The organism is Streptomyces sp. NPDC001941 (assembly GCF_040296945.1).
Classification (GTDB): Bacteria; Actinomycetota; Actinomycetes; order Streptomycetales; family Streptomycetaceae; genus Streptomyces.
Window position 1 is genome coordinate 15,818 of the sequence record NZ_JBEOYE010000034.1, and the last position, 23,177, is coordinate 38,994.

21 protein-coding genes are annotated in these 23,177 nt (G+C 74.1%); 13 read left to right on the forward strand and 8 right to left on the reverse strand.

The window, feature by feature from the left end; all coding sequences use genetic code 11:
• Positions 1-28 precede the first annotated feature (28 nt).
• Together ABT160_RS22555 and ABT160_RS22560 are read left to right on the forward strand one after the other, a co-directional pair.
• On the forward strand, positions 29-472 hold the full coding sequence (locus ABT160_RS22555; protein WP_351649526.1) for a nitroreductase family deazaflavin-dependent oxidoreductase: 444 nt from the start codon (positions 29-31) through the stop codon (positions 470-472).
• Between the two features lie 188 nt (positions 473-660).
• A complete protein-coding gene (locus tag ABT160_RS22560; protein ID WP_351649527.1) occupies positions 661-2,037 on the forward strand; it encodes a cryptochrome/photolyase family protein in 1,377 nt (458 codons plus the stop codon).
• Here ABT160_RS22560 and ABT160_RS22565 read toward each other — a convergent pair.
• Positions 2,034-3,560: a hypothetical protein gene (locus ABT160_RS22565; protein WP_351649528.1), complete on the reverse strand. Its 1,527-nt coding sequence runs from the start codon at positions 3,558-3,560 to the stop codon at positions 2,034-2,036. The two genes, ABT160_RS22560 and ABT160_RS22565, sit on opposite strands and share 4 nt — an antisense overlap.
• Positions 3,561-3,712: 152 nt before the next feature.
• On the opposite strand from ABT160_RS22565, the gene ABT160_RS22570 reads away from it, so the two are divergent.
• Complete coding sequence (locus ABT160_RS22570; RefSeq protein ID WP_351649529.1) at positions 3,713-4,294, forward strand: XRE family transcriptional regulator; 582 nt, start codon at positions 3,713-3,715, stop codon at positions 4,292-4,294.
• A 116-nt stretch (positions 4,295-4,410) separates the two neighbouring features.
• Positions 4,411-4,845 (forward strand): cupin domain-containing protein, encoded by a 435-nt coding sequence (locus tag ABT160_RS22575; protein WP_351649530.1) that lies wholly within the window; start codon positions 4,411-4,413, stop codon positions 4,843-4,845.
• Between the two features lie 27 nt (positions 4,846-4,872).
• On the opposite strand, the gene ABT160_RS22580 is transcribed toward ABT160_RS22575, so the two are convergent.
• Together ABT160_RS22580 and ABT160_RS22585 are read right to left on the reverse strand one after the other, a co-directional pair.
• Positions 4,873-5,637, reverse strand: coding sequence for a crotonase/enoyl-CoA hydratase family protein (locus ABT160_RS22580; RefSeq protein WP_351649531.1), 765 nt, complete (start codon positions 5,635-5,637; stop codon positions 4,873-4,875).
• Positions 5,638-5,666: 29 nt separating this feature from the next.
• The gene (locus ABT160_RS22585; protein WP_351649532.1) at positions 5,667-6,515 is read right to left on the reverse strand and encodes a GNAT family N-acetyltransferase; all 849 of its coding nucleotides are present in this window, start codon (positions 6,513-6,515) and stop codon (positions 5,667-5,669) included.
• 131 nt (positions 6,516-6,646) lie between these two features.
• Here ABT160_RS22585 and ABT160_RS22590 point away from each other — a divergent pair, with 131 nt between their 5' ends.
• From ABT160_RS22590 to ABT160_RS22610, 5 genes are all read left to right on the forward strand, one after another.
• Entirely contained in the window at positions 6,647-7,519 is an 873-nt protein-coding gene (locus ABT160_RS22590; protein ID WP_351649533.1) for an LLM class flavin-dependent oxidoreductase, read from the forward strand.
• A gap of 256 nt (positions 7,520-7,775) precedes the next feature.
• On the forward strand, positions 7,776-9,815 hold the full coding sequence (locus ABT160_RS22595) for a phosphocholine-specific phospholipase C (protein ID WP_351649534.1): 2,040 nt from the start codon (positions 7,776-7,778) through the stop codon (positions 9,813-9,815).
• Positions 9,816-10,007: 192 nt separating this feature from the next.
• The gene (locus ABT160_RS22600; protein WP_351649535.1) at positions 10,008-12,020 is read left to right on the forward strand and encodes a GTP-binding protein; all 2,013 of its coding nucleotides are present in this window, start codon (positions 10,008-10,010) and stop codon (positions 12,018-12,020) included.
• 86 nt (positions 12,021-12,106) lie between these two features.
• Entirely contained in the window at positions 12,107-13,372 is a 1,266-nt protein-coding gene (locus ABT160_RS22605) for an MFS transporter (RefSeq protein WP_351649536.1), read from the forward strand.
• Between the two features lie 3 nt (positions 13,373-13,375).
• Positions 13,376-14,137, forward strand: a complete 762-nt coding sequence (locus tag ABT160_RS22610) for a Clp protease N-terminal domain-containing protein (protein WP_351649537.1) — start codon at positions 13,376-13,378, stop codon at positions 14,135-14,137.
• A 233-nt stretch (positions 14,138-14,370) separates the two neighbouring features.
• On the opposite strand, the gene ABT160_RS22615 is transcribed toward ABT160_RS22610, so the two are convergent.
• Entirely contained in the window at positions 14,371-15,414 is a 1,044-nt protein-coding gene (locus ABT160_RS22615; protein WP_351649538.1) for an SIS domain-containing protein, read from the reverse strand.
• 79 nt (positions 15,415-15,493) lie between these two features.
• Complete coding sequence (locus ABT160_RS22620) at positions 15,494-16,852, reverse strand: PTS transporter subunit EIIC (RefSeq protein WP_351649539.1); 1,359 nt, start codon at positions 16,850-16,852, stop codon at positions 15,494-15,496.
• Positions 16,853-17,082: 230 nt separating this feature from the next.
• Between ABT160_RS22620 and ABT160_RS22625 the strand changes: the two genes are divergently transcribed.
• The 3 genes from ABT160_RS22625 (at position 17,083) to ABT160_RS22635 (ending at position 19,965) form a co-directional block, all read left to right on the forward strand.
• Positions 17,083-17,808 (forward strand): GntR family transcriptional regulator, encoded by a 726-nt coding sequence (locus tag ABT160_RS22625; RefSeq protein WP_351649540.1) that lies wholly within the window; start codon positions 17,083-17,085, stop codon positions 17,806-17,808.
• 249 nt (positions 17,809-18,057) lie between these two features.
• Entirely contained in the window at positions 18,058-18,612 is a 555-nt protein-coding gene (locus ABT160_RS22630) for a GNAT family N-acetyltransferase (protein WP_351649541.1), read from the forward strand.
• An 84-nt stretch (positions 18,613-18,696) separates the two neighbouring features.
• Positions 18,697-19,965: a cytochrome P450 family protein gene (locus tag ABT160_RS22635; RefSeq protein WP_351649542.1), complete on the forward strand. Its 1,269-nt coding sequence runs from the start codon at positions 18,697-18,699 to the stop codon at positions 19,963-19,965.
• A 22-nt stretch (positions 19,966-19,987) separates the two neighbouring features.
• Here the strand turns inward: ABT160_RS22635 and ABT160_RS22640 are convergent, their stop codons facing one another.
• Both ABT160_RS22640 and ABT160_RS22645 read right to left on the reverse strand, forming a co-directional pair.
• Positions 19,988-20,800, reverse strand: a complete 813-nt coding sequence (locus tag ABT160_RS22640; RefSeq protein ID WP_351649543.1) for an SAM-dependent methyltransferase — start codon at positions 20,798-20,800, stop codon at positions 19,988-19,990.
• Between the two features lie 234 nt (positions 20,801-21,034).
• The gene (locus tag ABT160_RS22645) at positions 21,035-21,976 is read right to left on the reverse strand and encodes a GlxA family transcriptional regulator (RefSeq protein WP_351649544.1); all 942 of its coding nucleotides are present in this window, start codon (positions 21,974-21,976) and stop codon (positions 21,035-21,037) included.
• Positions 21,977-22,141: 165 nt separating this feature from the next.
• On the opposite strand from ABT160_RS22645, the gene ABT160_RS22650 reads away from it, so the two are divergent.
• Positions 22,142-22,654, forward strand: coding sequence for a hypothetical protein (locus tag ABT160_RS22650; RefSeq protein WP_351649545.1), 513 nt, complete (start codon positions 22,142-22,144; stop codon positions 22,652-22,654).
• A 97-nt stretch (positions 22,655-22,751) separates the two neighbouring features.
• Here ABT160_RS22650 and ABT160_RS22655 read toward each other — a convergent pair whose 3' ends face one another.
• Positions 22,752-23,138, reverse strand: coding sequence for a VOC family protein (locus ABT160_RS22655; RefSeq protein ID WP_351649546.1), 387 nt, complete (start codon positions 23,136-23,138; stop codon positions 22,752-22,754).
• Positions 23,139-23,177 lie beyond the last annotated feature (39 nt).

Genomic DNA, 23,177 nt, shown 5'->3' on the forward strand with positions numbered 1-23,177 from the left:
CCGACAGTCGCGAACCGAGGAGGAACCGATGTCCCAGGACGACACCGGCGTCGTGGTCAGCCCCACCGACTGGGTCGCGCGGCAGGCGCGCACCTACGAGGAGTCCGGCGGCACCGAGGGCACCACCATCAACGGCGTGCCCTGCCTGCTGCTCGACTACCGGGGCCGGCGCACCGGCCAGTGGCGCCGCACCGTGCTGATCTACGGGCGCGACGGCGACGACTACCTGATCGTCGCCTCCAAGGGCGGCTCCGACACCCACCCGCTGTGGTACCTCAACCTGGAAGACGACCCGCAGGTGCGGCTGCGCGTGGAGACGGAGCGCTTCGAGGCGCGCGCCGAGACGCTCTCCGCCGAGGACAAGGCCCGGGTGTGGCCGGGCCTGGTGGAGCTGTTCCCGCAGTACGCGGAGTACCAGGGCAAGACCGAGCGGGACATCCCGGTGGTGCGGCTGGTGCGCACGAAGGGGTGAGTACGGGCGTACGGCAGGCGAAGTGAGGCGGCGGGTCCCCGGCGGGGGCCCGCCGCCTTCCGCCGTCACCGGCTTCCGTGTGTGCACCGTTTCGCTGCGGGGTTTCGCTGCGCGAACGATGCAAGTTGTACGGACCCGAGGTCCCCACCCAGCCTGGACCGATCCTTTCCGTACGAGGAGCAGCGCACATGAAGAAGACCGCGATCGCCCTGTTCACCGGGGACCTGCGGCTGCACGACCACCCTCCGCTGCGGGCCGCGATCGCGGCGGGCGACCGGGTGGTGCCCCTCTTCGTCGACGACGACCGGGTACGGGCCGCGGGCTTCGACGCCCCCAACCGGCGGGCCTTCCTCGCGGACTGCCTCGCCGACCTGGACGCGGGGCTGCGCGCGCGGGGCGGCCGGCTGGTGCTGCGGCGCGGCGACCTGGTGGAGCAGGTGTGCCGGGTGGCCGCCGAGGCCGAGGCGGCCGAGGTTCACCTGGCGGCCGGCCCGACCGCGTTCGCGCACGCCCGCGAGGACCGGCTGCGCCGGGCCCTGGAGGCGGACGGGCGGCGGCTCGTGGTGCACGACGCGGTGGTGACGGCCGTGCCGCCGGGAGCGGTGACCCCGGCGGGCTCGGACCACTTCGCGGTGTTCACGCCGTACCACCGCCGCTGGGCCGATCACCCGCTGCGCGAGGTCCTCGCGGCGCCGCGCTCGGTGCGCGTGCCGGAGGGCGTGGAGTCGGCGGACCTGCCGCGCCGCGCGGACGTCGGCGGCACCTCGGAGGGGCTCGCGAAGGGCGGCGAGGAGGAGGGCCGCAAGCGGTTCACGGCGTGGCTGCGCGGGGGCATCGCCGACTACGAGGCGCTGCACGACGACATGGCGGGCGACGCCACCTCCCGGCTCTCCCCGCACCTGCACTTCGGGACGCTCTCCCCCACCGAGCTGATCCACCGCGCGACCCGCACCGGCGGGCCGGGCGAGGAGGCGTTCGTACGGCAGCTGTGCTGGCGGGAGTTCCACCAGCAGGTGCTGGCGGCGCGGCCGGGCGCCGCGAGCGCCGACTACCGTACGAAGAACGACCGCTGGCGCTCCGAGCGTTCGGCGAAGGACGACGTCGAGGCCTGGCGGGAGGGACGCACGGGCTACCCGGTCGTCGACGCGGGGATGCGCCAGCTCCGGCACGAGGGCTGGATGCACAACAGGGCCCGCCTGCTCACGGCGAGCTTCCTGGCCAAGACGCTGTACGTGGACTGGCGCGTGGGGGCCCGCCACTTCCTGGACCTGCTGGTGGACGGGGACGTGGCCAACAACCAGCTGAACTGGCAGTGGATGGCGGGCACGGGCACCGACAGCCGCCCGAACCGGGTGCTGAACCCGGTGACACAGGCGAAGCGGTACGACCCGGAGGGCGCGTACGTCAGGCGCTGGGTGCCGGAACTGGCGGACGTGGAGGCGAAGTTCGTCCACGAACCGTGGAAGCTGAAGGACCGGGACCGGTCGGGCATCGACTACCCGGACCCATTGATCGACCTGCCGGACGGGCTGGCGCGCTTCAAGGCGGCGAGGGGCGCGGCTTAGGGACGTCCTCGGAGCAGTTCCTCCATCACGGAGACGGAGAGCGCGGGGTTGGCGGAGGCGGCTTCCGCGACTTCGGGGTCGGGGTCGTTGAGCAGCTGTTCCAGGATTTCGCGCGGGAGGCCGGGACGGCCGGCCACCACGGCGCGGGCCCGCTCGTCGCCGCCTTCGACGCAGCGCCACAGGGTCGCGGCGGTGGCACGGGGGTGCCGCGCGATCTCGCGGAGGGCCTTGCGCACGGGGGGCTGCTGGCGGGCCAGCTCGTCGAGGAGGGCCGGGGGCGCGTGGAGGTTGGCGGCGACGCGGGCGACGACGTGCACCCCGAACCGCCGCACCATGGCGTGCAGTTGGGATGGACTCAGGCCCGGGTGCGAGGCGATGGACTTGACGACCTTGGCGTCGGGGTCGGCAGCGAGGACGTCGCGTACGCCGGGGGGCAGGTCGCGCCGCAGGGCGACGAGCATCCGGGCGCCGGGCTCCGCCGCCCGCGCCAGCTCCTCGACCTCGGCCGGGGAAGCGGTCGCGACCCTGGGCAGCGGCCCGGTGGGGCCGATCCTGACGGACCCGGCGAGGCGGACGAACAGATCAAACGGGACGCGGGGGTTGTGGGCCAGCCTGCGCCGCACGTCGTGCCCATCGTCGTCGGCGAGGACGCACATCACGGCTTCGCCGATCGCGGGGTTCTCGGCGAGGTCGCCCCGGACGCCGGGGACGGGGTCGCGGGCGAGGCGTTCGTACGCCTCGGGGGGCAGGTCGGTGCGGGGGGCGAGGGCCCAGCGGAGCAATATCGAGGGATGGTCCACGAACGGCAGGAGGGCGTCTGCGGGGGTGGCCGGGTTGTCGAGGGCGGCCCGCTGGATGTCGTGGACGGTGGACTCGTGGGTGCCGTCGCAGGAGTCGCCCGGGCGCAGGACGCAGTCGGTGCGCGCATGGTAGGGACCGTGTACGAAGGGGACCTCCTCCTGGTCGCAGACCCGACAGCGGAGGGCCGGGGGCAGCCCGTCACCGCTGAGGAGGGCGGCGAGGAGGTGCGGGGGCGTGACCCGGTTACCGGCGACCGCGCTGCGGACCCCGGCGTGCGGATGGGCGGCGAGGCGGCCGAGGAGCGCGGGATCGCTGGTCCAGGTCGCGAGCTCGGCGACGACCTGGGGATCGGCGTCGGTGGCAAGGGCCTCCACCACGTCACCCGGCAGCCCCGCACAGGCGGCGAGCCGCTCCCAACACCGACGACGCGCCAGCAGCAGCCGCGCCCACGCGGGCGGCCCGGGGCGCTCACTGAGCCAGGCGAGGGCGACGTCGGGCTGGGCGCGGGGGTCGATGTCGTCGCGGTCCAGCTTCCCTTCGTACGCGAGCCGTACGGCGCTGCCCTCGTCACGGGCGGCCAGGGCGCGGACCTGCGCAGGGCGCAGGTCGCCGCGCCCGGCGAGGGCGTGGGCGATGTCCTGGTCGGCGACCGAGATGAGCCGGTCGATGAGCGCGGCGGGCAGGGAGGGATTGGCGGCGAGCCCGAGCAGGAGGTGGTCCACGAAGGGAATGGTGCCTGTTGGGGGGCCAGATGGCGCGCGATTTTCGGCGTCAGCAGGCGCGCGACTGGCACTGCGCGAGGGCTGGCGGCTCTCGCGCGCCCGCCTTACGGTCAGCCGTGGACGCCGCGCGGGTGTGGGGAGTCGATGAAGAGATGTTGTGGCCCCGGACGGTGAAGGACCGGATCAAGTCCGGTGACGACAGGGAACTCGTCCACAGCTACCCCTACCGCTCCGCCTGTCCCTCGACCGTCTGGACCGGGCTCGTCGAGTCGGCGGGCGCCGAGATCTACCTCGGCGGCTACACGAACTACTTCTTCTGGACCCAGGTCCCCCGCTTCGCGGACACGATCCGCCGCAAGGCCGAGGCGGGGTGCCGCGTGCGGTTCCTGGTGGGTGATCCCGACGGCGAAGTCACCCGGCAGCGCGAGGTCGTCGAGGACGTCGCCCTGACCGTCTCCACGCGCATCCGCATCACGCTGGAGCACCTCGAACGGCTGGGGGCGGTCGACGGCGTCGAGACGCGCGTCTCCGATCCTTCGGACGCCGCCAGTCACGTCGGCCTGTCCGTGTTCCGGTTCGACGACGACGCCCTCGTCACCCCGCACCTGGCCCGGCTCGTCGGGCACGATTCGCCGCTGCTGCACCTGCGGCGCCACGGCGTCGGCGGCATGTTCGACCGGTTCGCCGCGCACGGCGAGGAGTTGTGGGGGCGGGCCGCCGTCCGGCTCGGGTGACACACCCCGGCGCGGCTGCCTTCCCGCTCTGCTGACGCACCCCGCGCCAAGTGGCGCACCAGAACCGTGCGCAAGTGGCCCAGCAACCGGCCGCCTTCGCTCCCTACGCTCGGTCCATGGCGACGAACGAGCAGACCACAGCGGGCAACGACCCAGCACACACCGACGAGTTGACCGTGTTGCAGACCGCCACCCCGCCCGACATCCCCGACGGCGTCGACGTCACCACCGTCCTCCTCCAGTTCCCTCCCGGTCACCCCGGCAACCCCCCGCACCGCCACCCCGGCCCCGTCTTCGGCTACATGCTGGAGGGCGAGATGCTGTTCGAGGTCGAAGGGCAGGCCCCGTACGTCGTCCGGGCCGGGGACGCGTTCTGGGAGCCCGGCAGGGACGTCATCCACTACCAGGCCCTCAACGTCTCCCCCGACTCCTGGTGCCGCTTCGTCGTCACCATGGTCTGTCCGCCCGGTGCGCCCCTGCTCACGCCCGTGGACGACGACGAGCTCGCCCGGCGGCGGCACCTGCGCGTCCCCGGGGACGCCTCGATCTGACGGAGCAGATGGGCAGACGGGGCGGGGTCACAGCTCCCCGAACGACCCGTGCCTCCCCGCCCCCGCCGCGAACCGCGCCGCGCCCTCCAGACTCTCCGACAAAACCGCCTGGCCGTAGGCCAGTTCAGCGGACATCGCCGCCTCCTCCGACAGGCCCGCCTGGGCGCGTACCGACGCCCGGTCACCCCGGAGGCACGCCTGCGGGAAGCGGGCGATCTCCGCCGCCAGGGCCTCCGCCTCCGCCCGCGCGCGGCCCGGCGGGACCAGGCGGTTCGCCAGGCCCATCTCGTACGCCTCCCGGGCTGGCACCGGGCGGCCCGTCAGGATCAGGTCCATGGCCCGGCTCTCCCCGATCAGGCGGGGCAGCCGCACCGTCCCGCCGTCGATCAGCGGCACCCCCCAGCGGCGGCAGAACACGCCGAACACCGCGTCCTCCTCCGCCACCCGCAGGTCGCACCAGAGCGCCAGTTCCAGGCCGCCCGCCACCGCGTGCCCCGCGACCGCCGCGATCACCGGCTTGCTGAGCGCGAGCCGCGTCGGGCCCATCGGGCCGTCCCCGTCCGGGGCGACCCGGTTGCCGCGCTCCGTACCCACCGCCTTCAGGTCGGCGCCCGCGCAGAACGTGCCGCCCTCGCCCCACAGCACCGCCACCCGCGCCTCGTCGTCCTCCTCGAACCTGCGGAAGGCCAGGGCCAGTTCAGCGGCCGTGGGGCCGTCCACCGCGTTGCGCGCCTCCGGGCGCGACAGGACGACCGTGGTGACGTGGCCCTCGCGCTCGACCCGTACGGACACGGCGGCTCCCTCCTGCTGTCGGCCTGCTGTCAGCCCAGCTCCAGGCTGGTGACGCCGAAGATACCCGCCAGTTCGACCTGCGGCGCGGGTCCCGTGTACATCCGGGCCGCCTCGAAGACCGGCTTCAGGCCGAGCGCACCGGCCAGTTCCGGTGCGGCCGGGTTGGCGTCCGGGGCGTCGAAGGCCACCGGCGTGCCCGGCGCCCGCGCGGCCAGGGCCCGCACCAGCAGGGCCGCCGTGGCCGGGTCCTCGGCGTAGAGCGGCCCGATCCGGGACGCGCCGCTGCACAGCCGGATCACCCCGAGGCCGACCACCCGCCCGTCCCGCAGCGCCGCGAGCGCGGGGCGCCCGGGCAGTCCGGTCCAGGCCGCGAGGAAGGCGTCGCGGTCCTCGGGGAAGAACCGCCGGTCGTAGGCGGCGACCTCCTCGAAGGGCAGCGACCCCGCGTCCACCACGTCCACGCCGTCGACCACGGCGGGGCCCGCCGTCGGCACCCCCTCGAAGCGGACGTTGTTCCAGGCCCGCCGGAACCCGGACCTGCGGTAGTTGTCCTGCTGCTCCACGACCCCGTCCAGGCCGACCAGACGGCCCTCCAGGTGCTCCATGGCGCGCCGCCAGAGCCGGATCCCGTACCCCTTGCCCCGGTGCTCGGGCCGGACGAGGTAGAAGCCGAGGAAGCCGAAGGACGCGCCGTAGCGGATCGCGGAGACGCAGCCGACGCTCTCGCCGTCGAGGCGGCCCACGAAGAAGCCGCGCGGGTCGGCGACGGCGAACGCCCGCACGTCGCTCTCCCCCGGGTTCCAGCCCTCCTCGTCGGACCAGGTCCGGAAGAGGCGCATGTCGTGCGCCCCCGCGTTGACGATCTCGAACTCTGCCATGGGACGGCGGTTCCCTTCCTCGCGCGTGCGGTACGTCCCGGATCGTGCCCACGCCGCCGCCGTGGGCAACCTCCCGTCCGGCCCCGGCGACGGGCTTGCCCGGCGCCACCGCGCCCGGTAGGAAAGATCGCATGACCGGTCTCGGTGTGGTGTTCCGTCCCCAACTCCCTCCCGAGCGGCTGCGGGAGGTCGCCCGCGCCGCCGACGGCGCGGGCCTCGACCAGCTGTGGCTGTGGGAGGACTGCTTCCTGGAGAGCGGCGTCGCGACCGCCTCCGCCGCCCTCGCCTGGACCGAGCGGCTGCGCGTCGGCGTCGGACTGCTCCCGGTCCCGCTGCGCAACGTGGCGCTGACCGCGATGGAGGCGGCCACGCTGCACCGGCTGTTCCCCGGACGGGTCCTGCTCGGCGTCGGGCACGGGGTGCAGGACTGGATGGGCCAGGTCGGCGCGCGCGTGGAGTCCCCGCTCACGCTGCTGCGCGAACACCTGGACGCCCTGCGGCAGTTGCTGGCCGGGGAACGCGTCAGCACGCGGGGGCGGTACGTGCACCTGGACGGCGTCGCGCTCGACTGGCCGCCGACCGCGCCCGCTCCGGTGTACGCCGGTGCGGTCGGGCCGCGTTCGCTGCGGCTGACCGGCGAGGCGGCGGACGGGACGATCTTCGACGCGCGCCTGTCACCCCGACTACTGCGCGAGGGGGTCGCCTTGGTACGGGAAGGACGCGCGGCCGCCGGACGGGGCGGCCCGCACGAGGTGATCGCCTACCTGGCCGCGGCGACCGGCCCCGACGCGGCGGGACGGCTGCGCGCCGAGCTGGAGTCGTCGGGCCTCGCGGACGTCCCGGGCCTGGGCGTGGCGGGCGACGCGAAGGCGGTCGCCGAGGGCGTGCGACGCCTTGCGGAGGCGGGCGCGGACACGGTGGTGCTCCAGCCGACGGCGGACGACCCGGACCCGGAGGGGTTCGTACGCTTCGCGGCGGAGGAGGTGCGGGGGCTACTCGCTTAGGGGCGTTCACCCACCAGATGCCCATCATCTGGTTCCCGCACGCCGCCGGGCCCTCAGCCTCACCGCCACACCGGCGGCGCACCCACCCCGCCATGACTTGCACAGAAAACCATTGACTCCGACCACGAACAGCGAATTAAGGAGAACTTCACCCAGTTCTCGCTGTAGAGGTATGGATGTCGACCATTGAAAGGCTGCACTCTTTCGCCCGGCGCGCCACCGGGGCGCGCCGAGACCCAGCTGGCGAGGGCGGGCGATGACACCGATCAGTCGTAGAGGGTTCGTGGCGCTGGGCGCGGGCGTGGCGGCGGGCGCCGTGCTGCCGGCCGGCGCGGTGGCAGCGCCGTCGGCGGCGGGCCGCGCCGCCGCGGTCGCGACCGGCACGATCAAGGACGTCAAGCACGTCGTGGTCCTGATGCAGGAGAACCGCAGCTTCGACCACTACTTCGGCCGCCTCAAGGGCGTCCGCGGCTTCGCCGACCGCAGCGGCATCCAGCTGTCGGGCGGGCAGCCGGTGTTCAACCAGCCGAGCGGGACCGGCCGGCAGTACCCCTGGCGGCTCTCCGACACCCCGGCCGCCGGGGGCGTCGACGGGGAGACCATCGCCCAGTGCAACGGCGACCTGCCGCACAGCTGGTCCTCGCAGCACTCGGCGTGGAACAAGGGCCGGATGGACCACTGGGTGTCCGGCGTCGGCAACGTCCGCACGCTCGGCTACCTGGACCGTGCCTCCATCCCGTTCCACTACGCGCTCGCCGACAACTACACGATCTGCGACGCCTACTTCTGCTCCACGCTCAGCGCCACCGGACCCAACCGCACCTTCCTGTGGAGCGGCAAGATCGACGGCTCCAGCTACGACGGCGGTGACGAGTCCGGGCTCACCTGGGAGACGTACGCCGAGGCCCTGCAGCGCGCCGGGGTGAGCTGGCGGGTCTACCAGAACGCCCAGGACAACTACGGCGACAACGGCCTGGCGTACTTCAAGAAGTTCACCGACGCCAAGCCGGGCAACCCGCTGTACGACCGGGGCATGGCGTCGGTGCCGAGGGCCACCGGGTCCACGCCCGACGACATCGCCGCCGCGATCCGGGCGGACGTGCTGGCGGGGACGCTGCCCCAGGTGTCGTGGGTGGTGGCCAACCAGGCGTTCTCCGAGCACCCGTACGCCCCGCCCGGCGACGGCGCGCACTTCGTGGACCTGGTGTACCGGGCGCTGGCCGCCGACCCCGACGTCTTCGACTCGACGGTGCTGTTCCTCAACTACGACGAGAACGACGGCTTCTTCGACCACGTGCCGCCTCCCGCGCCGCCCGCGGGCACGGCGGGCGAGTTCCTGAACGGGGCGCCGGTCGGGCTCGGCTTCCGGGTGCCGATGCTGGTCATGTCTCCCTGGACGCGGGGAGGTTGGGTCTCTTCCGAGGTCTTCGACCACACCTCCGTACTGCGCTTCCTGGAGACCTGGACCGCCGCCCTGGGCACCCCCGCCGCGTGTCCGAACATCAGCGCCTGGCGGCGCAGGGTGACCGGCGACCTGACGGGCGTCTTCGACTTCGCCCGCCCGGTGTACGGGGTGCCGGCCGGGCTGCCCGCCACCAAGGTCATCGGCTACTCCACCTGCGGCCCGCTGCCCAACCCCGCCCCGCAGAACAACGCGCTGCCCGCCCAGGAGCCCGGCACCCGCCCCGCGCGCGCCCTGCCCTACCAGCCCAACGGCAACCTGGACCGGCTGGAGTTCGGGGCCGCCGGGAAGGTCCTGGCCTGGTTCTCGATGGCCAACCAGGGGGCGCCGGCCACCAGCGCCGCGCACTTCTCCCTGCACCCCAATGCCTACCGGGCCACCGAGCCGTGGCAGTACACGGTCGACCCGGGCGGCACGGCGACGGACTTCTTCAACATCGGCACCGGCAACGGCGCGGGGAAGTACGACTTCACCATGACCGGCCCCAACCGCTTCCTGCGCCGCTTCGCCGGCGACGCGACCAAGGCGGGCCGGTACGCGGAGGTCGCGGCGCGCTACGCGACGGCCGCCGACACCGGGAAGCAGGCCCTGTTCCTGAAGTTCACCAACACCTCCACGGCCGCCGTCACCTTCACGGTCCGTTCCGCCAACTACCGCACCGACGGCCCCTGGACGTACACGGTCGACCCGGGCGGCTCCGCCGAGGACCACTTCAACGTGGTGGCGTACACCGACGGCTGGTACGACTTCACGGTGACGGTGGGCTCCGACACCACCTGGTCGCGCCGCTACACCGGCCACGTCGAGACCGGGGCCCCCTCGGTCAGCGGCTGACCCGGCCGCCGTACCGACCCGTCCGCCGTGAGGCCCGTCACCCGTCCGCCGTAAAACCCGTTGCGCCCCGCGTCGGCGGGTTGCTGTACTCGGAGCGCAACGGGTAGTCCACGCGAGGAGAAGCAATGCGAGCTGCGTCCATGTCCACTTCGCAGGCCATGACCATCCAGTCATCGAAGGACATGACGTACCTTGGGCACGACTTCCCCCGCGCGGGCGCCGCGCGTACTGAACCTGGGCATCCTGGCGCACATCGACGCCGGTAAGACCAGCCTGACCGAGCGGCTGCTGTACGCGGCCGGTGTCATCGACGAGATCGGCAGCGTCGACGACGGCAGCACCCGCACCGACTCCCTGGAGCTGGAGCGCCGGCGCGGGATCACCATCAAGTCCGCGGTCGTGTCGTTCCCGCTGGGCGGCACCACCGTCAACCTCATCGACACCCCCGGCCACCCCGACTTCATCGCCGAGGTGGAGCGGGTCCTCGGCGTGCTCGACGGCGCCGTCCTGGTGGTCTCGGCGGTGGAGGGCGTACAGGCGCAGACCCGCGTCCTGATGCGCACCCTGCGCCGTCTCGCCATCCCGACGCTGCTGTTCGTCAACAAGGTGGACCGCCGGGGCGCCGACCCCCGGCGGGTCCTCGCGGAGATCCGCGCCCGGCTGACGCCCGATGCGGTCGCCCTGGGCGCGGTGCGCGGGGCCGGGACGCCCGGCGCCGCCGTCACGGCGTACGGCGCGGACGACCCGGGCTTCACCGACGGGCTGGCGCAGGTGCTGGCCGAGCACGACGAGGAGGTCCTGGCGGCGTACGTGGAGGGCGCGGCCCCGCCCGCGTACCCCCTGCTGCGCGCGCGGCTGGCCGCCCTGACGGGACGGAGCCGGGTGCACCCGGTGCTCTTCGGCTCGGCGATCACGGGTGCGGGCCTCGCCGAACTGGGCGCGGGCATCGAGGAGTTGCTGCCCGCCGCGACCGGTGACCCGGACGGCGCGGTGTCGGGGACCGTGTTCAAGGTGGAGCGCGGGCCGGCCGGGGAGAAGGTCGCGTACGTGCGGCTGTTCTCCGGCACCGTGGCCACCCGTGACGTCGTGGCGCTGCGGGACGGCGCGGAGGGCAAGGTCACGGGCCTGTCGGTCTTCGAGGACGGCGCCTCGGTGCGCCGCCCGAGCGTGGAGGCGGGGCGCATCGCCCGGGTGTGGGGCCTCGGTGACGTACGGATCGGCGATCCGGTGGGCGAGCGCGCCCTGGTGACGGAACGTCATCACTTCGCGCCGCCGACACTGGAGACCGTCGTCGAGCCGGAGCGGCCCGGGGACCGCGCCGCCCTGCACCTGGCCCTCACCCAACTGGCCGAGCAGGACCCGCTGATCGGGCTGCGGCACGACCCGGTGCGCGGCGAGGTCTCTGTGTCGCTGTACGGCGAGGTGCAGAAGGAGGTCGTCCAGGCCACGCTGGCCGAGGAGTTCGGCGTCGAGGTGACCTTTCGGGAGACCACCACGATCTGCGTGGAGCAGGTCACCGGGTCCGGTGAAGCGGTGGAGTTCATCGACAAGGACCCCAATCCGTTCCTCGCGACGGTCGGCCTGCGGGTGGAGCCCGCGCCGGACGGCGCGGGCGTGGACTTCCGGCTCGGCGTCGAACTGGGCGCCATGCCGTACGCGTTCTTCCGCGCGGTGGAGGAGACGGTCCGCGAGACGCTGGGGCAGGGCCTGCGCGGCTGGCGGGTGCCGGACTGCGTGGTGACGATGACGCACAGCGGGTACTGGCCGCGCCAGAGCCACGCGCACGCGGTGTTCGACAAGTCGATGTCGAGCACGGCGGGCGACTTCCGGCTGCTCACCCCGCTGGTGCTGACCGAGGCGCTGCGCCGGGCGGGCACCCGGGTCCTGGAGCCGGTGCACCGCTTCCGCCTGGAGCTGCCGCCGGACGCCCTGAGCCCGGTGCTCTCCGCGCTGGCCCGGCTGCGTGCGGTGCCGGAGGCGCCGGAGCAGCGCGGTGGGGCGTACGTCCTGGAGGGCGAGGTCCCGGCGGCGCGGGTGCACGAGCTGACGCAGGTCCTGCCGGGCCTGACGCGCGGCGAGGGCGTGGTGGAGTCGCGGTTCGCCCGGTACGGGCCGGTGGCGGGAGCGCCGCCGAGCCGCTCGCGCACCGACGACGACCCGCTGCACCGCAAGGAGTACCTGCTGCGGGTGGTGCGCCGGGTCTGAGGCGCCCTGCCGGTCCGCGATTGGCCCACTGGACCGGCGTACGAATGGCCTATGGTCCCGGGCCACGGCGTCCCTAGGTTGAGGGGGTGAACAAGACCTCCGCGCTCCTGCCGCCGTCCGGTCCGCCCCGGGTCCTCGCCGTCGCCCAGTTCGTCAACTCCCTGGGCGACGGGGCCTATTACGCCACGTCCGCGCTCTACTTCACGACCGTCGTCGGCCTCGCCCCGGCCCGGGTCGGGCTCGCCCTCACCCTGGCCTGGGCCGTCGGCTCGGTCGCCGGGGTGCCGCTCGGGCGGGCCGCCGACCGGCGCGGGCCGCGCGGCACGGCCGTGCTGCTCGCCCTGGCCACGGCCTCGGCGGTCGCCGCGTTCCTGGTGGTGCGCGGCTTCTGGCCGTTCCTGGCCGCCGCCTGCGCGTACGCCACCGCCCAGTCGGGGCTCTCGGCCGCGCGCCGGGCGCTGCTGGCCGGCCTGGTGCCGCCGGCCGCGCGCACCGGGCTGCTCGCGCACCTGCAGTCCACGCTGAACGCGGGCCTCGCCCTGGGCGCGGGGGCGGGCGGCCTGGCGCTGTACGCGGGCAGCCGCGCGGGGTTCCTGGCGGTGTTCGCCCTGGACGCGGTGGCGTTCCTGGTGTGCGCGCTGATCCTCGCGGCGCTGCCGCGGGTGGTTCCCCCGGCGGCGCCGGCCGGTCCGCGGCGGCGGGCTGCGGTGCTGCGCGACCGGCCATACGTGGCGGTGACCCTGCTCAACGCGGTGCTGCTGCTGCGCCTGCCGCTGCTCAGCCTGGGCGTGCCGCTGTGGATCGCCGAGCGGACCGAGGCGCCGCAGTGGCTGGCCTCGGCGCTGTTCGTGCTCAACACCGTGGGCGTCACCGCGTTCCAGGTGCGGGCGGCGCGGGGCGTGCGGTCGCTGGGGACGGCGGCCCGCGCGGTGCGCCGCTCGGGGGTCGTGCTGTTCGCCTCGTGCGCGGTCAGCGCGCTGTCGGCGGTGGCCGGTTCGCCGTGGTGGGCGGCGGGCGCCCTGGTGGCGGGCGGGGTGCTGTTCGTGGCGGGCGAGATGCTGCACTCGGCCGGGTCCTGGCAGATCGGCTTCGACCTGGCCCCGGCCGGGCGCACCGGCGAGTACCAGGGCTTCTTCGGCACGGGGGTGGCGGTGGCGCGCACGCTGGGGCCGCTGCTGCTCACGGCGCTGCTGGTCGGCTGGGGCGTGCCGGGGTGGCTGCTGCTCGGCGCGCTGTTCGTCGCGGCGTCGTGGGCGACGGGCCCGGTGGTGCGGTGGGCGGCGGCTTCGCGACGGACACCCGTGCACTGTCAACCGAAGGTTGACACCCCTGAGGTGTCAACTTACGGTTGACACATGACGCACTCCGACGAGAACGCCACCCCGAAGCCCGTTCAGGTCCCGGTTCGCCTCGACGACCTGATCGAGGCCATCAAGAAGGTCCACCACGACGAGCTCGACCAGCTGACGGACGCCGTCCTCGCGGCTGACCACCTGGGCGAACTCGCCGACCACCTCATCGGCCACTTCGTCGACCAGGCCCGCCGCTCCGGCGCCTCCTGGACCGACATCGGCAAGAGCATGGGCGTCACCCGGCAGGCCGCGCAGAAGCGCTTCGTGGCCAAGGACCCGGGCGAGGGCGCCGGCATGGACGCGAGCGCCGGCTTCTCCCGCTACACCCCGCGCGCCCGCAGCGTCGTCGTGGTCTCCCAGGAGGAGGCCCGGGCGGCGGGCAACAACGAGATCGGCACCGCGCACCTCGTGCTCGGCCTGGTGCACGAACGCGAGGGCCTGGCCGGCCTGGCCCTCGCCCAGCAGGGCGTCGACCTGGACGCGCTGCGCGACACGGTCGTCCGGGGGCTCCCCGCGGCGGCCGAGGAGCTGCCCGCGCTCATCCCCTTCGACGCCGGCTCCAAGAAGGTCCTGGAGCTGACGTTCCGCGAGGCGCTGCGCCTGGGCCACAACTACGTCGGCACCGAGCACGTCCTGCTGGCACTCCTCGAACACGAGGACGGCAAGGGCGTGCTGGGCGGGCTCGGCGTGGAGAAGGCGGCCGTCGAGGCCTTCGTCACCGAGGCGCTCGCCGTGTACCAGAGCGGCGGGAAGGCCGCCGAGTAGTCCGTGGGGCGGTAGAAACGCAGAGGGTGCGCCACCGCCCGTCCGCGGTGGCGCACCCTCTTTCCCGGGGAGACCCCGGGCCGCTCCCGGGGGAGGAACCCCGGGAACCCTGCCGCCACGGGCCCGGGCGAGGGCCCGTGACGTACCCCGCTGGACCGGCGGCCGGTGGCCGGTGGCCGGAGTGGCGACCGGACCGGCGACCGGTGGCCGGACCGGAGGCCGGTCCTGCGCGGCTAGACCGGCGACGCGATCAGGAAGTCGGCCGGGTCCACGCCGCCCTCCTTGGTGTCGTCGTTGGCGAAGACGAACGACTCGATCGGGATGCCCCGCTCGTCGCTCAGCGCCGCCACCAGCTCCTGCACGACCACCGTCTCCAGGACCACCCGCACCGCCGGGGCGCACGCGGGCAGCCGCACCACCGCGAGGTCCTCGCCCGGCGCCACCTCGCCCGTGGTGACCAGCAGCGTCTGGTGCCCCGCGCCCGCCAGCGAGCGGGCCAGCTCCACCTCGCGCCCGTCGCCGAACACCACGTGCAGCGTGCCGCCCGCGGACTCCATCTCGCCGTGCAGGTAGGTGCGGGTCACCGACGCGGTGGCCGGCATCCGCACCACCTCGCGCAGCAGCAGCGCGCCCTCCTCGGCGGAGGCCCGCGAGGCCCCCGAGGCGACGACGTCGGCGGACGTGCAGCGGGCGACCCGGGCCCGCAGCCCCTCGATCACGCCCGCGGCCCCGGCCCGTACGACGGACACCCGCCCGGCGATGCCGTCCCACGGGTCGTCCGCCCGGCCCGCGATGGCCCCGGCGATCAGGTCGAGGGCGACGACGGTACCGGTGAAGCCGTTCGTCGAGGCGTACGAGTCGGGCTCGTTGCCCAGGTCGACGCGGAGGTCGGCGAGGTCGCCCAGCGGCGAGGGCGTGACGTTGAGGACGGCGAGCGTGGGGACCGGGCCCGCCGCCTTGAAGGCGGCGATCGTCTCCGAGCTGCGCCCGCCCTGCGAGACGCCGACCAGCAGGTCGGTCTCGAAGCCGCGGGTGCCGTCCTCGATCTCGTCGGCGAGCACGCGCTGGGTGACCACGCCCTCGGCGCGCAGCGTGGCGACGGGCACGGCGAGCGCCGCGTAGGAGGCGCCGATGCCGGTGAACAGCGGGCGCTCGGCGCCGGTCAGCCGCTCCAGGCCCGCCTGGGCGAGGCGCTCGCGGACATGGGCGACGACGCGCTCCAGCGCCTGCGGCTGGGTGGCCTGGCCCTCGACGAAGGTGATGCGCGATGCGGACATGGTGGGGTCCTTTTCCTTTCGGCGTACGGGGGTTCGTACGGGGACGTGGAGGGGGTGACGGGTCGCGCGGGGCCGCGCGTCAGGCGTCCGGGGTACCGGTGGGTGCTCCCGCGGCCCGAGGCTCCGGGACACCGGCCGCGGCGCCCCGCGCCCCGGACGCGGCGTCCGCCACGGCGGTCGGCTCGCTGTCGGCGGTGTCCGGGGCGTCCTTCGCCTCCGGCTGCTCCACCGGCTCCCGGCCCGGGGTGGGCAGGTTGAACTTGACGATGGCGAACCGGAAGAGCGTGTAGTAGATCGCCGCGAAGGCCAGGCCGATCGGGATGAGCAGCAGCGGCTTGGTCGCGATCCCGAAGTTGACGACGTAGTCGATGGCGCCGGAGGAGAAGCCGAAGCCGTCGCGGATGCCGAGCGCGTAGCAGACGGCCATCGAGATGCCGAACAGCACCGCGTGGATGGCGTACAGCACCGGCGCGACGAACATGAAGCTGAACTCGATGGGCTCGGTGACGCCGGTGACGAACGAGGTCAGCGCGACCGAGATCATCATGCCGCGGATCATGGTGCGGTTCTCGGGGCGCGCGGTGTGGGCGATCGCCAGGGCCGCGGCGGGCAGCGCGAACATGTAGATCGGGAAGCCGCCGGTCATGAACTGCCCGGCCGAGGGGTCGCCGGCCAGGAAGCGGGCGATGTCGCCGTGGACCTCGGCGCCGGTGTGCGGGTTGACGAAGGAGCCGGCCTCGAACCACGGGTAGACCGAGAAGAAGTGGTGCATGCCGATCGGGATCAGGGCGCGCACGACCAGGCCGAACAGGCCCGCGCCCCAGGCGCCGGTGCCGATGAGCCACTCGCCGAAGTGGAAGAACCAGTTGCCCACGGTGGGCCAGACGACGCCGAAGACGATTCCGGCGACGACGCCCGCGAAGGCGCTCAGGATGGGCACCAGGCGGCGCCCGCCGAAGAAGCCCAGCCACTCGGGGAGCTTGGTGCGGCTGAAGCGCTGGTAGAGCAGTGCCACGATCAGGCCCATCACGATGCCGCCGAGGACCTTGGCGTCCAGCGGTTCGCCGTCGGGGCCCTTGGGGAAGGCGGGGCTGGCGAGCACGGCCTTGAAGACCAGGTAGCCGACGGCGGCGGCGAGCGCGGTGGAGCCGTCCGCCTTGCGGGCGAAGCCGATGGCGACGCCGATCGCGAAGAGCAGCGGCAGGTTGTCGAAGACCGTCTGGCCGCCCGCCGCGAGGACGATGCCCAGCTTGCGGACGATCTCGGGGAAGGCCTCGCGCCCGAGGAGGTCCTGGCCGCCGAGGCGCACCAGGATCGCCGCCGCGGGCAGCACGGCGACCGGCAGCATCAGGCTGCGGCCGATGCGCTGGAGCACCGACATCACACCGCCCTGGCCGCCCGCGCCGCGCTTCTTCTTCGAAGCCGTGGCCGTACTCATCCTCGTTCCTCCATCGCACTGAGGGGTCGTGGCGTCCGAGCGCCACGGCCCCGATGGTATGCAGTGGTATGCATTTGGTCAATTGTGGTCTTAGGTGGCCCGCGAAGTGGACTACCGACAGCGCCCACACGCCACCACCAGGGCGCTCCAGCGCACACCAGTGCCCGTTTCGCAGCGGTAATGAGTGGTAGTAAGTGGTATGCTCCAGGCTCACCACGGGAGGATTCCGCATGCGTACGAAGAGCTCCGATCCGCTGTGGGCCCAGACCGCCGACCGGATCGCCGACGACATCGCGCAGGGACGCCTCTCCCCCGGCGGCAAGCTGCCTCCGGAGCGCGAACTGTGCACCCAGCTCGACGTCTCGCGCGTCACCCTGCGCAAGGCGCTGGCGCACCTCGTCGAACGCGGCGTGGTCACCGCCTCGCACGGCCGTGGCTGGTTCGTCGCCGAGGCCGCCTCCGCCCGCGAGTGGCCGCACGACCTGGAGTCGTTCACCGCCACCGCGCGCCGCAAGCACATGCGGCCCAGCTCCCTGGTCCTGCTGCGCGAGGTCGCGCCCGCGCCGCTGGACGACGCCGAGCGCCTGGACGTACCGGCCGGCACACCGCTGCTGCGCCTGGAGCGCGTGCGCCTGCTCAACGACGTGCGCATCGCCGTCGACCGCACCGTCCTGCCCGCGGACCTGGCCCCCGGCCTGGCCGACGTCGACTTCGCCGTCGCCTCGCTCTTCGGGGAGCTGCGCGAGCGCGGCGTCGAGCTGGACCGCTCCGAGGCCACCATCGAGGCGCGCGTCGCCGACCCGCTGCTCGCCGGACACCTGAGCATCGAGACGGGCGCGCCCGTGCTGCTGCTCGACCAGACCATCTACACCCGCGACCAGCGCCCCGCGCTGCTGTCGACGGTCGAGTACAGCGGCGAGCGGTACCGGCTGCGCACGACGCTGCCCACACACTGACACGCGCGGCGCCCGCCCCGGCCCGCCGATGGACCCGGCGGCCGGGGGCTTCCGCCTCTGGCCGGGCGCCCTCCACACCGACGTCCGGAACACCGCGCTCCGGAGGCGGGGCGCCGGGCGCCCGATACTCGGGTGACCGCGCCCCCGCGCCTCGCTAGGGTCGGTTCGTCCGGATCATGCGTCCGAATCACGCCCGCGGACGCCCGGACGGGAGCGACCGCCGGCCGCGGACCACGGGGAGGAACCTCCATGACCACGCTCGCGCTGCCCCTGGCGACCGACCGCCTCACGCTGCGGCTCTTCACCACCGACGACGCCGATGACCTGTACGCGTACCAGTCCCTGCCCGACGTGGCCCGCTACCTGTACCGCCCGCCGCTCGACCGCGAGGAGTGCGCGCGGACCCTGGAGCGGCGCGCGGCCGGGGTGGCGTGGACGGAGAACGGCGACAGCCTGGCGCTCGCCGTGTGCCGGACCGGGGAGCCCGGGGTCCTCGGCGAGGTCTCGCTCAAGCTCGCGGACGCCCGGGCCCGGCAGGTGGAGGCCGGCTGGACGTTCCACCCGGACGCGGGCGGGCGCGGGTACGCCACCGAGGCGGCACGGGCCGTCGTCTCGCTGGCCTTCGACGCGCTCGGCGCGCACCGCGTGTTCGCCCGGCTCGACGTGCTCAACACGGGCTCCGTCGGGGTGTGCGAGCGCCTGGGCATGCGCCGCGAGGCACATCTGGTCGAGAACGACCTGGACGGGGAGCGCTGGGGCAGCGAGTACGTGTACGCGACGCTCGCCCACGAGTGGAAGCGCTGAACCCAACTCCCCTGCCTGGCAAAGGAGTTGCCGCGCCCGCGATGAACGGGAGCGGTCGTGGGCGCCGTGCCCTACGCTGAGCCGGTGGACCTCACCAGCGCGGCCCGGATCCCGCTCGGCGCCCGTCAGGACGGACCGCACGCCGAGGCGGCGCGGATGCGCGCGGCGGGGCCGGTCGTCGCCGTGGAACTGCCCGGCGGCGTCCCCGCCTGGCTCGTCACCCGCCACGACGTGGGGATGCGGGTCCTGTCCGACCCGGGGTTCGTCAAGTCACCGCTCGCCTGGGGCGCCTGGCGGCGCGGCGAGGTACCCGCCGACTGGCCGCTGCTGCCGTTCCTCACCGTCGCCAACATGACCACGGCCACCGGGGCCGACCACCGCAGGCTGCGCCGCCCGGTGGCCCGCGCCCTCACCCCCGCGCGCGTCGAGGCCCTCGCCCCGCACGTGGACCGCATCGCCCATGAACTCCTGGACGAGGTGGCCGCGTCGGGGCCGGACGAGTCGTTCGACCTGCGCGCCCGCTTCGCCCACCCGCTGCCGGTGCGGATCGTCTGCGAACTGCTCGGCGTGCCAGGCGAACAGGTGCCCCTCCTGGGCGAGTTGTGCGACCAGCTCTTCGGCGCACCGGCCGCCCCCGACGAAGCACCCCGGGTCCACCGGGCGCTGCGGGACGCGCTGGCGCGACTCGCCGACCACAAGCGCCGCTTCCCCGCCGACGACCTGACCACCGCGCTGGTAACCCTGCACGACGAGAACGGGGACGAGTACGGAGACGGGCCCGGGGACGGGGACGACCCTGCGACGGGCCGTCTGACGGAGAGTGAACTCGTCGACACCCTGCTGCTGTTGATCGTGGCCGGGCACGAGACCACCGTCAATCTGCTGGGCAACGCAGTCCGGGCGCTCCTGGCCCACCCCGAGCAGCTCGCCCTGCTGCGCACGGGCGGCGCGCCGTGGTCGAGCGCCGTCGAGGAGACCCTGCGCTGGGACCCGCCGGTCGCCAACTTCCCCTTCCGATACGCCGTGTACGACGTGGAGCTGGCAGGGACACTGGTGCGCGAGGGCGACCCGCTGGTCCTGTCGTACATCTCCTTCGGACGCGATCCCGAGATCTACGGAGAAGGCGCGGACCGCTTCGACGTCCGCCGCCCCGTCACCCGTCAACTCGCCTTCGGCCACGGCCTGCACTACTGCGTGGGCGCGACGCTGGCCCGCCTGGAGGGGCAGGTCGCGCTGCGGGCCCTGTTCACCCGCTTCCCGCGCCTGGCGCCGGACCCCGCGGCCCCGGCGCCCGCACCGCCGCCGTCCCTGGTCTTCAACCCGCCGGGCGAGATCCCGGTGGTACGAGGATAGGACGCGCCAGGCCCCTACGGCCTTACGGCTTGCGCGCCACGCCCGCGTACAGCGGGATGGGCAGGTCCTCGGCGAAGACGTGCTCGTCGCCCAGCTCGGCGTGCCACTCGGGCAGCGTCACCAGGCCGGGCGCGACCAGTTCGAGACCGTCGAAGAAGCGGGTGACCTCGGCCTTCGTGCGCGGCGCCAGGGTGACTCCCCCGGCCTTGTACATCTCCACGCCGCGCTGCGTGGAGACCGGGTCGAAGTCGCCGGTGAGCTGGGAGAGGACCAGGTGGCTGCCGGAGGGCAGGGCGTCGACGAGCCGGGCGACGAGTTCGTACGCGCCGTCCTCGTCGCCCACGAAGTGCAGCAGCGCGACCAGCGACAGGGCGATGGGGCGGTCGAAGTCCAGGACGGAGGCGGCCTGTTCGACGATCCGCTCCGGCTCGCGCACATCGGCCTGCACGTAGTGCGTGGCACCCTCGGGGGTGCTGCGCAGCAGGGCCTCGGCGTGGGTGAGGACGATCGGGTCGTTGTCGGTGTAGACGACGCGGGCGTCCGGCGCGACGGACTGGGCGATCTGGTGCAGGTTGGGCTCGGTGGGGATGCCGGTGCCGATGTCGAGGAACTGGCGGACGCCGGCCGTCCCGGCCAGCCAGCGGGTGACCCGGTGCATGAACGCGCGGTTGCTCCGCGCGACCTGCTGGGCGCGCCCGTCCAACGACAGGATCTGGCGGCCGAGTTCCTCGTCGACGGGGTAGTTGTCCTTGCCGCCCAGGTACCAGTCGTACACGCGCGCGGGGTGCGGCTTGCTCGTGTCGATCCGCGAGCTGCGCGGCCCGGTCCCGGTCATGCGTACATCCCCTTCGGCTGGTGTGCGCCGCGCGCCCTGATCGCCGCGGGCCCCGGGTGATCCTCGCCCACGCCGGGTGCCGGAGGCAAGCAAGGGGCCCGGGGAAGGACGACGGACCCGGGGAAGCGCGAGGGACCCTGGAGGACGCGGGACCCGTGGAAGGACGCGGGGCCGAGGAAGTGCGGGCCCGTGGAAGGTCGCGGCCCGAGGAAGTGCGGGCCCGGGGCGCCGCGGTCAGTGGAAGGCGCGGCGGTAGGCCCGGGGGCTGACCCCGGTGACCCGCTTGAAGCGGTCGCGGAAGGCGGTGGGCGAGCCGAACCCGGCCTGGGCGGCGATGCGTTCCACGGAGTGCTCGGTGGTCTCCAGGAGGTACTGGGCCCTGCGCACCCTGGCCCGGTGCAGCCACTGCAGCGGCGTGGTGCCGGTCTGCTCGCGAAAGCGCCGCAGCAGGGTGCGCGGGCTGGTACCGGCGCGGGCGGCGATCTCGTCGAGGGTGAGGTCGCGGCCCGCGTTGTCCTCCATCCAGCGCAGGACCGGCTCCAGGGCGGAGCCCTGCGGGCTCGGCGGCTGGTCGTGCACGATGAACTGCGCCTGCCCGCCCTCGCGTTCGAGCGGCATCACGGAGAGCCGGGCGGCGTGCGCCGCGACGGCGGAGCCGTGGTCGCGGCGGATCATGTGCAGGCACAGGTCGAGCCCGGCGGCCGCCCCGGCGGAGGTCAGGACCTGCCCGTTGTCGACGTAGAGGACGTCCGCGTCCACCTCGACGGCCGGGTAGCGCTCGGCGAGGTGGGGCGCGGCCAGCCAGTGGGTGGTGGCCCGCAGCCCGTCGAGGAGGCCGGCCGCGGCCAGGGTGAACGTGCCGACGCAGATGGACGCGATCCGGGTCCCGGCCGCGGCGGCCGACCGCAGGGCGTCCAGCACCTCGGGCGCGGGCGGCGACTGCTCGTCGGAGGCCGTGCCGGGCACCACGATGGTGTCGGCGTCGGCGAGCGCGTCGAGCCCGTGGGGCGCCTCGATGGTGAAGGCCCCGGCGGACACCCGGCGCCCGGCCGCGCAGACGCGCACCCGGTAGGCGGCCCGCCCGTCGGGCAGCACGCACATCCCGAAGGCCTGGAGCGGGGTGGACAGGTCGAACGGGATCACGTCGTCCAGGGCGAGGATCGCGACGGTGTGCATGGCGCCAATGTAGTGGGGCGCGGGGCGGCGTGCGAGGCGGTACGGAACCCGTCCTGGCAGGTGGGAGCGGTGAAAGGCGCGCCCCTGGCGGCTGGCGGTAATCCGTTGAAGTACGTCACTATCGCCACTGGTCCCGGGCGCGCACCCCGCTTACGGTCGGTGACCATGACCAAGCTCCTGCTCTCGATCCACGTCCTGGCCGCCATCCTCACGGTCGGCCCGGTCGCCGTGGCGGCCAGCATGTTCCCGCCCGCCCTGCGCCGCGCCCGCGCCGAAGGGGGCGTGGGTCCGGCGACGGAGGGCGGGGGCCTGACGGCGGAGGGCCTGGCGGCCGGAAGCGGCGACGCGCGGTCGACGCTGCTGGTGCTGCACCGCGTCTGCCGGGTCTACGCGGTCGTCGGCGTGGCGGTCCCGGTGTTCGGGTTCGCGACCGGCCTGCACATGGGGGTGCTCGGCGACGCGTGGCTGATCGCGTCGATCGTGCTGACGCTGCTGGCCGCGGTGGTCCTGGGCGCGCTGGTGCTGCCGCGCCAGGAGCTGGCGGTGGCGGATCCGGGGGCCGCGGCGGCCGAACGGCTGGCGCCGCGGCTCGCGATGTTCACGGGGGTGTTCAACCTGCTGTGGGCGGCGGTGACGGTGCTGATGATCGTACGACCGGGGTCGACGACGGGCGCCTGAACCGCCCCGCTCCCGGGCCTCGGGGCTGGTGGCGCAGGGGTGACGGACCGACCGGGTGTCAGGGCGGCATCAGGGCAAGCAGCGCCGGCCCCCGACATCAGGGCCGGTAGCGCAGGGGGTGCTCCTCCGGCACCTCGACGACGGCGATGCGGATGCCGTCCGGGTCCTCGATCCACATCTCGACCAGCCCCCACGGCTCCTGCCGGGGCTCCCGCAGGACGGTGACGCCCCGGGCGGTGAACTCCTCGTGCGCGGCGCGCACGTCGGCGACCTGGAGCCAGAGCTGGGTGACGGCGGACGCGGAGCCGTCGGAGCGCCCGGCGACCTCCAGGAACCCGCCGCCGAGGAAGTAGACGGTGCCGCGCTCGGGCCCGGTGCCGAACTCCCGGTAGACGGCGAGCCCGAGGGCGTCGCCGTAGAAGGCGCGGGAGCGCTCGGGGTCACGGGGCCGGATCAGGACGCGGCTGCTGAGTACGTGGACCATGCCCCGGAGCGTACGGCGTGCCCGGCCGGGGCGTACGGC

Excerpts from the sequence above, each read along its gene's own strand:
- ABT160_RS22555 (WP_351649526.1), top strand. The coding sequence starts at position 29 with ATGTCCCAGGACGACACCGGCGTCGTGGTCAGCCCCACCGACTGGGTC.
- ABT160_RS22560 (WP_351649527.1), top strand. The coding sequence starts at position 661 with ATGAAGAAGACCGCGATCGCCCTGTTCACCGGGGACCTGCGGCTGCAC.
- ABT160_RS22570 (WP_351649529.1), top strand. The coding sequence starts at position 3,713 with ATGTTGTGGCCCCGGACGGTGAAGGACCGGATCAAGTCCGGTGACGAC.
- ABT160_RS22575 (WP_351649530.1), top strand. The coding sequence starts at position 4,411 with ATGGCGACGAACGAGCAGACCACAGCGGGCAACGACCCAGCACACACC.
- ABT160_RS22585 (WP_351649532.1), bottom strand. The coding sequence starts at position 6,515 with ATGGCAGAGTTCGAGATCGTCAACGCGGGGGCGCACGACATGCGCCTC.
- ABT160_RS22590 (WP_351649533.1), top strand. The coding sequence starts at position 6,647 with ATGACCGGTCTCGGTGTGGTGTTCCGTCCCCAACTCCCTCCCGAGCGG.
- ABT160_RS22595 (WP_351649534.1), top strand. The coding sequence starts at position 7,776 with ATGACACCGATCAGTCGTAGAGGGTTCGTGGCGCTGGGCGCGGGCGTG.
- ABT160_RS22610 (WP_351649537.1), top strand. The coding sequence starts at position 13,376 with ATGACGCACTCCGACGAGAACGCCACCCCGAAGCCCGTTCAGGTCCCG.
- ABT160_RS22615 (WP_351649538.1), bottom strand. The coding sequence starts at position 15,414 with ATGTCCGCATCGCGCATCACCTTCGTCGAGGGCCAGGCCACCCAGCCG.
- ABT160_RS22620 (WP_351649539.1), bottom strand. The coding sequence starts at position 16,852 with ATGAGTACGGCCACGGCTTCGAAGAAGAAGCGCGGCGCGGGCGGCCAG.
- ABT160_RS22625 (WP_351649540.1), top strand. The coding sequence starts at position 17,083 with ATGCGTACGAAGAGCTCCGATCCGCTGTGGGCCCAGACCGCCGACCGG.
- ABT160_RS22630 (WP_351649541.1), top strand. The coding sequence starts at position 18,058 with ATGACCACGCTCGCGCTGCCCCTGGCGACCGACCGCCTCACGCTGCGG.
- ABT160_RS22640 (WP_351649543.1), bottom strand. The coding sequence starts at position 20,800 with ATGACCGGGACCGGGCCGCGCAGCTCGCGGATCGACACGAGCAAGCCG.
- ABT160_RS22645 (WP_351649544.1), bottom strand. The coding sequence starts at position 21,976 with ATGCACACCGTCGCGATCCTCGCCCTGGACGACGTGATCCCGTTCGAC.
- ABT160_RS22650 (WP_351649545.1), top strand. The coding sequence starts at position 22,142 with ATGACCAAGCTCCTGCTCTCGATCCACGTCCTGGCCGCCATCCTCACG.
- ABT160_RS22655 (WP_351649546.1), bottom strand. The coding sequence starts at position 23,138 with ATGGTCCACGTACTCAGCAGCCGCGTCCTGATCCGGCCCCGTGACCCC.